The sequence below is a fragment of the Lachnospiraceae bacterium oral taxon 500 genome (assembly GCA_002999035.1).
Classification (GTDB): domain Bacteria; phylum Bacillota; class Clostridia; order Lachnospirales; family Vallitaleaceae; genus W11650.
Genome location: CP027241.1, coordinates 1,696,766 through 1,710,875, shown reverse-complemented (window position 1 = coordinate 1,710,875; position 14,110 = coordinate 1,696,766). Strand labels below are relative to the sequence as shown.

Here is a 14,110-nt window from a genome sequence, read left to right as displayed (position 1 = left end):
TCTGTTATTGACGAAAGTTTTCCAATCACATTCAAAAGTTTATTGCGCACCTCAACTTGTTTACGGTTTTGCTCAAGAAGCAAATAATCAATCTTGCCGGATTTTCCGCCTGTGGCGGGTCGTATAAGAAAATTATCAGGTTCTGCCGCAATGTGATTTTTTTATGTAATAGGGAATTTCAGAGAAATTCTCTATTACATAAAAAATAGCGGCTATCCCTGCACCTGTGTGCAAAAACAGCCGCTAATGCGTTTAGCTAATTTATGTTAGGAATAAATCCCGTAGAACGCCTTTTTTACTATCGCTATTTTTCTTTCCTCACTCCTTTACTGTCGATCTCGTATCCGTCTATTTTGGTATTTACCGCAAGTGTGCCGTCGGGATAGAAGTAATACCATTTTCCGTCTATCTTTACCCATTTGCCGGATTCGAGCAGTCCTTCCTTATTCAGATAGTAGATTTTTTCTTCTCCGTCTGTTTTTAAGTGAAGCCAGCCTTTATGTGCCTTAGCTCCGTCATAGTATCTCCAGCGGTTTCCGTCTTTGACCCAGCCTGTTTGAAGCACTCCGCTTTCATCAAAGAAATATACCATGCCGTTAATTGTCTGTTTTCCTGTCATAGCTTTGCCGTCTTTGTAGCAGTGGTATTTTCCGGCATCGTCTATGGCAAATCCTTGTGCCGTTTCGGGTGTAATCGTCAGCTTAATATAGCGACTTAACATTGCAGATACTTCCGCACGGGTAGCAGTTCCTTTCGGATTGAATTTATTTCCGTCTATGCCCATCATAATTCCTGATTGCTGCATAGCTGTCACTGCCGTCCTATACTCGCTTCCGATGTTTTCTTTATCTGCATAAGTGCTTGCTTCACGGGATGCGGGAATGTTATAGCCTGTCGCCTTTGCATATCTTTCCAAGATGATCGCCATTTCTTCTCTCGTTATGCTTTTATCCGGTGCAAATGTTCCGTCTCCGATTCCATAAACAATGCCCTTGCTGTACGCCCATTCGATATACGGACGGTATGTGCTGTCCTTTTGCACATCGGAAAAACTGTTTGTATCGTAATCTTTACTATTTACTCCGGCAAGTCTGCCAAGTGCCGTTACAAGCATTCCTCTGGTCATTTTCTCATTCGGAGAAAATGTATTTTCCGTGCTTCCGGTAATAAGTCCTCTGCCTGCCACATAGTCGATATAATCTTTCGCCCAGTGGTTTTTGGTGTCGTCAAATCTTTCAGAAGGTGCGGTGTAGCCTACGCCGTATACGGATAAATGATTGGTCGTAAATATCACCGAGCTGCTGTTTACATCATATGCGGAAGCCTCTATTTTGGAAGCTTTTTCTTTTTCGTCCACATACACTGCATACAGTCCGCCGATTGCTTCCTTTTTCTCTGCCTTATAGGAAAGAAAGACGGTTGCCGTGCCGTTTCCAAAAGCGGTTATTTTCTTGCCGTTTCCACTTCTTAGACTGATGTCATAGACCGGTCTTTTGCCAATGAGTTTTTCGGCTGCTTTGGAAAGTTTTTTAACAGGAATGACATTTACTGTAACATTTCCACTGCTTTGCTTTTGGATTTCAAACATGGCGTTTTTATCAAATACCACTTTTGCAAAAGAGCCGTTTACAGTAAGGTGTTTTACTTCACCACTTACCATTTTTTCCAAAGTACTTTCAGAAAGGTGCATTTGTACTTTATCTGTGCCTTTCGGCATAGTCATATTTATTTCAAGGGCTATTCCGTTTGCTTCCTTACCTTTTTTCTTTGCTTCTTCTTTTGCTTTTTTTATGGCTTTTTCGGTCGTCTTTTCGGAAAGTTTCGCCGTTGCTGTTTTGTCCTCTCCTTTTTTGGCTTTGACAGTGATTTCCGCTATTGTCGGTAAATCCGGTGCTTTTTCGGTTTTTATGCTTATACTGCTGTCGTCGTCTTTCGGATCGCTGCTGTCATATCCATACGAGGAACCGCTGCTGTTTGACCGGTAAGTTGCTGTTACTTTAACATCTTTTGCAGGCATTACAAAGTCGGTTTCTTTTTCTAATGGTTTGGCAAAAACGACTCCGTCAGGGCTTGTCCAGCCGCTAAAGGTATAGCCGGACTTGTCAAGTGCCTTGATATGAACGGTCTGTCCGTCAAGGTATCTGCCGCTGCCGCTTCCATTTATGACTTCTGCTTCGTAGAGCTTCTCTACGATTGTCAGTTCTCCCTTTTGGTAGGTGATTTCATAGTTGCCTGTTACCTCTGCCTCTGCTGTATTTTTCACCGTACCGCCATTTACTATGATCTCATATTTTCCGTTAGTGCCTGTATTTGCGGCAGTTGTCGTAAAAGTTGGATTTATCAAGGTATCTCCGTTTACAAGCCCCTCTGCCGTACTTGTAAAGGTTGGCATCGGGTCATTCCTTGCAATCATTTTGTCATCGGCTCTTACTATCAGCTTTTTCTTGGCTATGGTAATGCTGATACTACTGCTTGCTTCATTGTAGTTAGCATCTGCTGCTTTTACGGCTGTTATCTCTACGGTTCCGGCTCCTATTATTTTTGTAGTATCGCCGGCAATGAAAAGCACGCCGTTATTTGCAGATACGCTGTAGCTTACCGCTCCGTTTCCGCTGCCGCCTGTTGTGGTCAGCTTAAATTCGCTATCGCCGTAAGTCTTTTGAGGTATTGCTGTAATTGCAAAGCCTGTTTGATTTCCTTTCTTTACTTTTACTTCTATTGTTCTTGTTTTTTCCTCAATATTATAGTTTTTTAATGCCGTAGCATTTGGCTTAAATACCACATCATAGCCTGTATTATCTATCGTAGGAATGATACTGCCGTCTTTCCACGCAAATGTTCCATACTGGGTGCTTCCACCTGTAAGCGTGCTTTCGGATAATGTTTGTCCGTAGGTCAATTCACTTGCCGTAGGAAAAGCAATCGCAGGTTCATCGCCTTTGGCTATGGTTATATCAAGGGTCGCGCTTGTTTCGTTGTAGTTATTGCCGCCGGCTTTTACTGCCGTAACGGTTACCGTACCGACTCCGACGATTTTTGCCGTGTCGCCGGTTATTTCCAGTATGCCGTTACCCATAGGCACGCTGTAGCTGACCGCTCCGTTTCCGCTGCCGCCTGTTGTTTCCAGTGTAAAATCCGCATCGCCGTATTTTTTATCAGTAACACTCTTAATACTAAGTGCCGTCTGATTTGCTTTTTTTATTTCAAAGCCTGCTTTCGCAGTAGCACCATTATAATTTTCTGTTTCTGCTATCGTTGCCTTAACCCGGTATTTACCTGCATTTTTAGGCACTCCGCCCTCGCTGTTTGAAAGGCTGTTCGCCGCTGTGGTCTTAGTCGTGCAATTTTCATCGGTAAAGTATTCGTATGTTACCGCACCGTTTCCTTTATTTCCTGTAACAGTCGGTGCATTTGGGCTTGCTTTATAAGTCCAGCCGGTAATCGCCACTGTCGGCGTGATTGATACTTTGGCAATTGATACATTGACACTGCCCTTAGCGTTAGTGTAATCATAGTTGGCATTGGTGCCGACAACTTTGTAGTACACACGATAGGTGCCGGCATCTTGTGCCCTCGGTATGGTTTCGCTATAAGTGCCTGTTTCACTTAGGCTATAGGCTAGTTTCCCTATGCCAGTATCCACTGTGCCGGTATTGATAAGTTCCTGCCTCTCGCCTGTATAGGTAAGACCTGTTTTTGGGGTCGGTGGGGTGAAGGACACCGTCGCCTTGCTGATGGCAAAGCCGGCTTTGGCTATCACTGCTTTATAGCGTGGGGTTTCGGCAAAGGTTGCCTGTACCCAGTATCTTCCTACATTTTTCGGTACACTGCCTATGTTGTCGGTACCGCTGTTATCGCTTGTGGTCTTAGTCGTGCAAGCTTCATCGGTAAAGTAGGTGTAGCTGACGTTAGCTGTGCCGTTGGTTGTGCTGGTCGGCACAGGGGCTTTGGCACTTTCTCCATAAGTCCAGCCTTCAATCGCTACGCTTCCGCTGCCCTCTTGCTTTTCTGCTAAAGTAAATACAGCATTAGCCGTGCCAAAATAGTTTGCGGTATTGGTTGTCACTGAGCCTTGATAGATGCCTTTATCCGTCTCTACTTTGGTAACAGTTGTATTCTCCGGCAACCAGAGGTAGAGCTTACCCTCATCATCGGTGTGCATCTGGTTGATACCATAATTGCCTGCGCCTGTCAGTGCCGTTACATACGCCTGCGCAGCAAGGGTCGCTCCCTCGCCGAGGGTGATAGTGGTCAGATAGACATTAGTAGAGCCGTTGGTTGGGTGAGTATGGATTTGTGGTAAATTGCCCCAATTCACAGAATGGAGACTGCCGCCTGTAATGATTACCTGTGCATTCTTTCCTGTCAGTCCGCCGTAGAGTTGAACGTTTTCGCATATGCCCTCTACGGTGCCTCCTGTATAATATACGACAGAATCAGAACCATTTTTTGCATGTCCAATTGCCATATTATCATGGCTCGCTTTGGCATAGATGGTTCCGCCCTCAATATACAAATCTCCACAATCGCCTGACCCTATCCCGTTACTTTTAGCCCCTGTTGCAATCGCTATCAGCTTTCCCTTTCCTGAGATGGTCAGTTTACCAAATGTTTGTTTGCGTACAGCCGGCGTATTTTCATCATCTGAGGTAAATTTATTCGTTCCTTCTAAAATCAGCTGGCAATCTCCGATATTATTAGAGAAAGTCAGTCCCGATAGACCTTCAATTGAAGTTGAAACGGTCAGGTCTCTAATCGTCAGATTGATGCTTGAGCCCGGTTCTACTCTGATATGGTCTGAAGTGGAGGATACGCCGGGCTTCATTGATATGGTTGCTTTGCCATTACCTGACAACCTAAGCACACGCCTTACATCATCAAAGCTGTGATTGCAGTTGGCATCGATGATAAAATCACCTGCTTCTGTTTCGCTTGTTGGTATCTCCTCACATTTTAAGTCTACGCACACATTATAATCAGGCATGGTAAACTTGTATATGTTATCATAGACCTTAGTAAAGTCGCTGCTGATTTCCTGTGGCACTATGGCAGGATTTGTCGCTTTACGCAGAGCCATACCCGATATACGCCAATCAGGTTTTATGGCATAGAACAGATATACCGTATCCCCTGCTGACAAGCCTGTGGTATTACTAAGCTTAACCTCTTGAAAATCCTCCGCCTTACCGATAGCTGCTGTTAATGTGCCGATTGCCGGTCTGAACACTGCCTGAGCGTCATTATCATTGTTTACCGCTTTTACCACACCTGTATAGTCCTGTCCATTGCAGTGAACGCCTGTTACTATCGTATCTACGGGCAACCATAGATACAACTCTCCGTTTGGCAAGGTCTTGGCATCTTTTAGGCTGACAGTTGTACCGTCAAGCATAGTATAGCTTGTAATCGTCTGTCCTTCCCCTACTCCTGATAAGCTTATCTTTACTCTATAGACATCGGCACTGTCATTTTTTGGTCTTGTCCGATCAAAATCCGTATCCACATTGCCGCCTTTTATTCTAACGTCTACCGCTGTATGATGCTGTGTATCTCCTATACCGTCTGCATAATAAGGATTAACACCATCACGGGTCTGATGTTTTGTAACAATCGTGCCGCCATTTACAATAACTCTTCCTTTTGCGTCTACGTCGACTATAGGCTCATAACTCATTCCGATAGGGGCACTTTGCACACAGGTCGCCTCTATTTTGCCACCGTTGATGGTAATACCGTCAAGTTTCCCATGTCCGCCGATACAGGGGCCGGATATATTGGTTATGCTGTTTATATCTCCATCATTATTCAGTTTTAAGGTTCCGCCATCTATCGTAATAGTGCCCGCATGTCCATACCGCCAGCCACCGATAACAGCATTTTGATAAGCGGAGTCTGCTGTCAGCGTACCGGTGCTTTCTTTGGTAACCGTAAGCTTTGCTCCTTCCGGCACCCAGATGGCAGGCACTTTATCAAATGCTCCCGCACCGGCGGTTACATGGAGCAGTCTTGGTGTCAGGGTGTTCTCTCCCTCAAGGGTAAGCTTACATTCCGCATTTTTCATCACAACCATTGGAGGAATATTAACCATAGGAAATATCTTCGTATTTTTTAAGGTGATATTTGCCTGTACGCCCTCAGCTATGACAATGGCACCGCCTTGTCCGGCAAGTATACCGTCCGTTTCTTTAAACTTAGTGGCATCACCCTCAATCACCATGGCTTTCGAGGTTAAAATATGAAGGATATACTTCTTTCTAATTTCTACTTTAAAAGCAGAGTGATTATTTAAAGTTTCAATGTAGCCGTAATCTCTCCATTCATAGTCTACATGCTCCGTTCCACCGGTTACGGTTAGAGGGTGTTGACTATCTGTGACGGCAATCTCGTGTACCACACCATTTATCGTGACTTTCATCCACTCTTTGGTGTCAAAAGCCCTGTGTGCTGTAATCAGCCACTGATTGTCGGCGTTTTTTGTGGCAGAAAAGAGGGCGCTATTGCTGACAGAGACTGCTGTCACCTCGCCACTAAGACCCACTTTCGCCAAAATCTCGGATAGGTCAATTGTGCTATCTCCGGCAAGGACATACTGCATATTACCATAAGTGAACTCGACGGTATAGAAAGAAAAACCGTCGGTTTTGGCACTGACTTCTTCCCCTTTTACCTCGGTCTCAAGCTTTTCTGCTTGACTGTCCTCATCCACATGATAGATGTCTGCACTTAGGTTTTGATTTTTTGCCTCTTCCATCTGAAAGCTGACAGACACTTCTCCCTTTGTCGTATCAGGTTGCACTTCATTGCCCTCATGGTCTAATACTGAAATATCAAAGGTATAAGAGACGGCGACCTTTCTGTCTCCTTCTCTTTTGTCCTCGATGGCCTCTTCGACCTTTTCTGCCTCTGAATTGCTGACTTTTCTGACCTTTAATGCCTTGGCGTCTTGGAATACGCCATCATCCGCTTTGACGGATATCTTAACGCCGTCTACAACTGCCGACTGCTCAAAGCCTATTTTGACACTTTCCTTATCCCTAATGCTTACATGAATCTTAGGAAGTTCCACATCCTCCGCTATCCTGTACTGCTCCGGTATAACAGGCTCAAATACAAAGCTATCTCCAATATTTTCGGATGAAAAGACAGGTTTACTGCTATTTTCTTCGTCTATCTCCCATCTTACATTTTGGAGAGTTACATCTTTTAATGTAGTTTCTTTTAGCAGTTCATTTTCATCGGAGCTTTGAGCCGGCTCTACTGATGTATCAGATTTTTCTGCTTCTACCGATTCTTCTGCTGATGTATTATCTTTTGCCGGTTCTGCTGTTTCCTCTACATCTGCTTTTACAGAGTTTTCCGCTTCTTCCTCTTTTGTTTCTACTAAAGGAAGTTCACTTTGCATTGCTTTGGGAAGTGCTTTATCCTTGCTCGTACTGTTTTTATCTACAAGGGCAGTTTCTTCCACTAAGATTTGCAAGGTATCAGGAAATGTTACTGCCGATAAGTCCTCACCTTGCCGGATTTCCTGTTCCCGCACGCCGTCAGGCAAGGAAGAAAAGGCGATAATTTCCTTTTCGCTATCCCCTCTTGCATCGTCTGACATGGCAAAAGTATTCACCCCCGAATAGGTCAAAGTCAATACCATGCACAGGACAAAAGCAAGCAAACGGGTCGGCAAACTTCTCCTGTTTTGATACATTCTTCGCCTTTTGTTATTTTCCATATTTTTTCATCTCCTATCTTAAATATTACAGCTAATTGATACAGGATTGCTACGGCTTACGCTTCTCGCAATCCTTGCAACAATATTCAAACTAAACCAAAATATAGTTCAGCCAATCTGTTTTTTTGCACGTAAAAACGCCACACCCAAGTCATAGACTTAAATGTAGCGTTTAGCCTGATTTATATAAAATTGTAGCGTAAAAATAGACGCAATTATCCCTGTGCTGTGCTGTGCTGTGCTGTGCTGTGCTGTGCTGTGCTGTGCTGTGAAAATTCTATTCTTACTTGCCATGGATGTCAACTCCTTTTCTACATAATTTGTCTATTCTATTTAAAACATAAAATTGAAAATTATACAAGAAAAGCGGCATGAGTTGCAATCAAAACGGCACGAGATGACAAATTAATCTTCATTAAGCGGAATGGCGATATTGACATAAAATTCCTGTTCGTCATGGGAAAACTCCACTTGCCCGTTGTATTTCTCCACTGTGGATTTGATAGAGGCAATCCCAAGACCTCTGCCGTTTCTTTTTGTGGAATAATATTCTCCGCTTTTCCTCTTTATATTTCCGTCAAAGCCGTTGGTTTCCACAATATAGAGCCAACAGCCTCCGTGTGTCGTCATAGTGAGTTCAATAAAACGCTCTTTGTCGTCAGCATTTTTCGCGGCATCTATCGCATTTTCTAAAAGGTTGCCAATCATCGTACACAGCTCAACATCGGAAAGTATCTGCCATTTATCAATGTCAATGCTGAAACTGACATCTATTCCCTCGTTTTTTGCCTGTGCCGCATAAAAATTCAAAACGGCATTTACGGCATTGTTTTTGGTATAGATAAGCGTTTCGTTTGTCGGAAGCTCTCTCATATAGTCTGCAAGGTAGGCATTGACGGCATCTGTATTGCCCAATTCTGCCATATTTTTTAAGGTTATCAGTATCTGTCTGAAATCATGTCTTGCCCTCGCCGAATCACTGATATATTTCATCTGGGTATCGTATTGCTTTTCCTGTATTTTCAGGATTTTTCTTTCCTGCTCGGACTTTGCTGCATCCAGCAATATACTTACAATGAAATAAAACACGACATTCATGACCATCCAGATAAAAAAGACAATCGAAAGGATAATCCGTACCGCAGTACCGACCCTGTTTACATAAAAGGTTTCGTATTTTAGCGGACGCATAAAAAGATTAATCATTAAGATAGCGCCTGAAAAAGGGAGTGTCATAAGATACACGTTTGCAATATGCAGTCGTTCCACCAGTTTACTCCCATATTTTCCAAAGAAAAATCCGACAGGAATTGCCAGTATCGTACTTGCCGCTAAGAGAAAAAGGGTGTAGTCCATGCTCGCAGAATTGATACCGAGACTCGGATGTTTTGCCGCATCAAAACAGGCGGCAAAATTTGCCAGTATGGACATCACCGCCATCACATTTACAAATATTGCAGCCGCCTTGCTGATAGGTGCCTTTATACTGTGGACATAAAAAGTAAAGCACCCTATCAGTACAGGAAGCAGGATGACATTGGCATCGGAAGGAAAATATATCTCCGCAAAAGAGCCTAAAACGGAAAGGATAAGGAACGCAAGGACTGCCATTATCAAAAGCCGGCAAAGCAGGTATCTAATCTGCTTTCTCATCGGAAGATAACAAAGGATAGCCGCCGGTATCAGCACAAAATATTCCAATAAGGTTCGGGCAAGCTGTTCATTCATTGTTTTGTCTTGTGCCTCCTTTCCATAGCTTCTTTTCTTAATTTCTGGAAAATATAATTTTGCCAAGTGGATACAAACTGCTTTTCTTTTCTGAGATTGCAGGGAAATTCAACCCCGCTTTCAAGGTAGCAGACTCCGCTTTTAAAGCTCTGTATAAAGTCCATATTGACTATCACGCCCCGTAGGATGAGGAGAAATCTTTTATCCTGAAAAATCTCATCACAAACGCTTGAAAAGGTCAAGCGGGGTGCATAGGTATTTCCGTATTTATCATAAATCTCAACATTGTGGGCAGAGGCACTTACTGCCACAATATCATTAAGGGCAAGATGATACTCTGTCCTGTTTACAGAAAAGGAAAGGCTCTGAGTTAAATCTGTCTTTCTCTTTAAAATATCGTCCATAATCCGAAAAACCTGCACCTGCTTTGCCGGTTTTTCGATATAATCAAAGGCATGATTGTGCAAGGCTGCTACATGGTGTTCCGCACTGGTCGTCAGAAAAACCAAAATAATATCGGAATCTGTTTTACGAATAATTTCAGCCGCCTGCATTCCGCTCATCCCGTCCATATAGATGTCCAGAAAAAGAATCGTATAGAGGAAAGGCTGATAGTTGTCAAGCAAAGCTTCTGCACTTTCAAAATGCTCTATATTCAGTTTTTCACCGCCGGCATTCGCATACTTTAAAAGAATGCCGCCAAGCTTTTCTCTGTCCTCTTTCCTGTCATCTACAATGGCAATGTTCATAGTTATCAACTCTCTTTTCTATTGTCAGGTTGTGGGGGTAAGATACCGACATTTTTATGTAAATAAGATTGATCATACTTATTTTCTTTCAACAAGTTTGCATAATACTATATGGTATATTGTATCATATAGTAGAAGAATAATCTATTGGATTAAAAGTTATTATACTGTCGTTTATTTATAAGAAACTTATTTTACAGAATCTTACTATTATAGTTTTGTCAACTATGCGAAATTCATTTTAATATAAGAAATTCATTTAAAAGTCAGCATAATATTAAAGTCGGTATAACTATTATTATCCGGAATTCCGGGTAATTGAGCAAGCACAGTAAGTGCATATGCACTTACGAAAAAATGGACTTTAGCGTTCCACAAGGGAACTGCTCTTTTCGTCCATTTCAGCTTGTTGGGGAAGTCCCCAAACCCCTATGAAAAATACAATATTTTTTATTTTTCTATCGAAATTTTTTCAAAAATTCAGTCGTGTGATGCCTTTATTTTATTGAATTTTTCTTCAAAAAATGATATACTATCCTTGTAATTTTATATGATAATTTTATCTCTTAGCAGGAGATTTCTTGACAAAGAAATATATAGATAAATGAAACCTGTAAATCGAGTTTGGACTTGATTTTGCAGGTTTTTTTCTTTTGTAAATTTTTAATACATCTATGAATTGGGGGATATGATATGGCAAACAGAATAAGAAAAAACGGAATATACCTTATGCTTTCCGATGATGAACTTGAAATTTTGAACAAAAAATATGAACTGTCCGGTTGTAAAACTCTCCGTCAGTTTATGATGAAATGTATATTGGAAAAAGATATTTTTGTACTGGATATGAAAGTGTTTAAGGAGATGTCCGCAAATATCGGAAGAATTACAGGCAGTATCAATCAAATTGCAAAAAGAGTAAATTCAACAGCTGTAATCTACAAAGATGACATCAATGATTTAAAAAAACTTTTGGAAAAGCAAGGAAAAGACATCTATTTTCTTCGCAAAAAGCTGTATGAATTAGGGAACTTATGAACAAATCCCACGGAGGAGATCTAATGGCAGTTACAAAAATTCATCCGATTAAAAAAACACTATATTTAGCCTTAGACTATATTATGAATGAGGATAAAACCGATGGAAAAATCCTTATTTCCTCTTTTGGCTGCAATCCTAAAACAGCCCATCTTGAGTTTGAACAGACAAAAAGAGAATGTAATTCCAAAGCAAAAATCTTGGCAAGGCATCTAATCCAAGCATTCGCTCCGGGTGAAACTACGCCTGAGCAGGCACATCAAATAGGGCTGGAACTATGCGAGAGAGTATTGCAAGGAAAATATGAGTATGTACTTACTACCCATATCGACAAAGGACATCTGCACAATCATATTCTGTTTAACAATGTCAGCTTTGAAACAGGCAAGGCATATCAAAGTAACAAAAGAAGCTATCATCAAATCCGAACGGTCAGTGATGATTTATGTAGAGAAAATGGCTTATCCGTTATTGATGAAAACTACAAAAAATTCAAAAGCAGATACTCTACAAATGGCAAAAGCTATATGGAATATACGGAATTTAAGAGGGGAAATTCTTGGAAAAATATGCTACAGCTTGCGATTGATAAAGCTGTTTTAAAGGCCAAAACCTACGAGGAATTTCTAAAGACAATGGAAGAGTTCGGTTATGAAATTAAGATTGGCAAGTATCTTTCCTTTCGGCATAAAGATAAAAGAGATAAGGGAAGATTTACTCGTGCCAAAGCATCTACTTTAGGGGAAGATTATACAAAAGAGAGAATCAAGGAACGCATCGAAGAGCCGAATAAATATCAGATTTATGCCAATAAGAAACGGCATTATGAAAAATGCTTCTACAAGAAACCGGATACTATTGTAGATATGAAAAACAATGAAAAGGTAAAATCCTCTAAGGGCTATGAAATATGGGCAGGCAAACATAATATGAAAACTATGGCAGATGCCTTAAATGAAATGAGAAACTATGGTGTAAATTCTTATAATGAGCTTGATAAAAAACTGCAAGAAACGGCTTCCAAAAGGCAAGATACATTAGGTAAAATCAAGCAAATAGAAAGCTCTATGAAAGAAATCTATTCTGCCATTGAAAATAAAAATACAATCTCTAAAAATCAACTAATCTATGATATGTATAGGAAAGATAAGGAAAATAAAGCCTTTTATGAGGAGTATAAGCCGCAGATAATCGCCTATGAAATGGCTATGAAAGGGATTGAAAATTCCAAGCATAAACTATTAAGCATTCAAAATTTATCTGATAAATATATGCTTTTAGAACAGGAAAAAGCTACACTTATGGAAAAATATTCCTCTCAAAACTCTATGCTTCATAGCCTGCAACAGGCAAAGAAAAATACAGATTTGTATCTTGATAATCATTTGGAGAAATAAAAAAAATAGTGGATAAACAGCCATATCAGCTATTTACCCACTATTTTAATTTTTTATAATTTTATCGCTCTACATTTTTCTCTTTCTTGATACCGCTTTGTTCTCTTGATTTTTCGCCTGCCTTTTCCTTATATTCCTTTAACTTGCCAAGTGCTGAAGATTTCTTTGTTTCCTTTGTCTTTTGATTTGTTTTGACCTGTTCTTTGGCTTTTAACAGCTTCGCAGAGTACACTTTAAGGGACATATATTCCTTCCCGTCCTTTCCCTGACTGATTTTTTCTTTTCCGAATATATGCACAAAATCTCCTTTTTTTAAGTTTTCCACGCTGCTTACCTTATCGTTATAGGCTAAACAGTTGGTATATTTTACTTTTCCTTCTTTGTCATTTTCAGCAATCGCAAAACTTGCAACCGTAAAATCTTTGCCGTCTTTTGATGTCAAATGTTTAATGTCTATATCCGAAGCAATATTGCCGTCAATATTTATAGTATCTGCTTTTTCCATATTTTCATCTGACTTATCATTTGTCATAGTGTTCTCATTTTCTTTTGTATTTTCTTTTGCAGATAAGGCACTGCTCTTATCTTCTTTTCCGCTTTCTAAAGCAGGCGTTTTAATCTCATTTTCATCTATATAATGATAAAATGTTTCATCAATCAAGCCCATAATCTTATCATTCATATAGTTATCATAGGCAGTATCAAGGGTATCTTCGTTTTCTATTCCGGTTTCCAAAGAGATCATTCCTTTTACAAAATCGCTATGATTGTACTCCGCTAAAAAGGAAAGTGTATCTTTCATCATTTCAAAGTTATTGTTTTGCATATCGGAAATGCTTTTTAAGTCATCGGCATATCGTCCGTTATCCCATTCAAATTTTCCGCTTTCCTTGTTTTCTTTTACCCCTGTTGCAAGTACAAACTGAGTACCTGAAAACAAGATTGCCTGATTGTCTTTCACATCTAAAACTGTTGTATTTTCACTTAATGCCGTTTTTATAACATCGCCTTTTTCTAATCTCATAGTATTATCCCCCTGTTTTTTACCTTGTGTGTTTTCTTTTAATTCTTTGTCAATAATATTTTTAATGCTTTCTTTTATATCCTTTAAATATCCCTGTCTTTTTAAATCTTCATAAAAATCATTAAGGGCATCGAAATCCTCGATACCCTTAATATTGGATATTATCAGTTTTATATCCATATCCTCATAACCCGGATATTTCCTTTGATTAAATTCATGCACCTTATCTTTCATTTTTGTAAATTCATCTTCTATATACATAGGATTAATGTTTTCTTTTGTTTCTAAGAGTTTTTTTATTGTGTTTATAGACAGAGTTTTAGATTTTGGAAACTCTATATTCTCCGGTGTACGAATCACTGTTTTAAACAAATCTTCTCCTATTCTTTCAAAATATCTTACTAAGTAGTTATACTCCTCATTTTCAAAAAGTTGTTGCATTTGAATAGTT

6 protein-coding genes are annotated in these 14,110 nt (G+C 40.2%); 2 read left to right on the top strand and 4 right to left on the bottom strand.

From position 1 onward, the window contains the following. Positions 1-304 precede the first annotated feature (304 nt). The 3 genes from C3V36_07840 to C3V36_07830 all read right to left on the bottom strand — a co-directional run bounded on the left by C3V36_07840 (position 305) and on the right by C3V36_07830 (position 10,200). Positions 305-7,723: a hypothetical protein gene (locus C3V36_07840; protein AVM69160.1), complete on the bottom strand. Its 7,419-nt coding sequence runs from the start codon at positions 7,721-7,723 to the stop codon at positions 305-307. A gap of 405 nt (positions 7,724-8,128) precedes the next feature. Then, positions 8,129-9,451, bottom strand: a complete 1,323-nt coding sequence (locus C3V36_07835) for a histidine kinase (protein AVM69159.1) — start codon at positions 9,449-9,451, stop codon at positions 8,129-8,131. Continuing rightward, on the bottom strand, positions 9,448-10,200 hold the full coding sequence (locus C3V36_07830) for a DNA-binding response regulator (GenBank protein AVM69158.1): 753 nt from the start codon (positions 10,198-10,200) through the stop codon (positions 9,448-9,450). Before C3V36_07830 ends, C3V36_07835 begins: the two co-directional genes overlap by 4 nt. 693 nt (positions 10,201-10,893) lie before the next feature. Here C3V36_07830 and C3V36_07825 point away from each other — a divergent pair. Both C3V36_07825 and C3V36_07820 read left to right on the top strand, forming a co-directional pair. Beyond that, complete coding sequence (locus C3V36_07825) at positions 10,894-11,238, top strand: plasmid mobilization relaxosome protein MobC (GenBank protein AVM69157.1); 345 nt, start codon at positions 10,894-10,896, stop codon at positions 11,236-11,238. Positions 11,239-11,261: 23 nt separating this feature from the next. After that, positions 11,262-12,635 carry an endonuclease gene (locus C3V36_07820; GenBank protein ID AVM69156.1) on the top strand — a complete coding sequence of 458 codons (1,374 nt, stop codon included), beginning with the start codon at positions 11,262-11,264 and terminating at the stop codon, positions 12,633-12,635. Between the two features lie 61 nt (positions 12,636-12,696). Here C3V36_07820 and C3V36_07815 read toward each other — a convergent pair whose 3' ends face one another. Beyond that, complete coding sequence (locus C3V36_07815; GenBank protein ID AVM70480.1) at positions 12,697-13,659, bottom strand: single-stranded DNA-binding protein; 963 nt, start codon at positions 13,657-13,659, stop codon at positions 12,697-12,699. Positions 13,660-14,110: the final 451 nt, after the last annotated feature.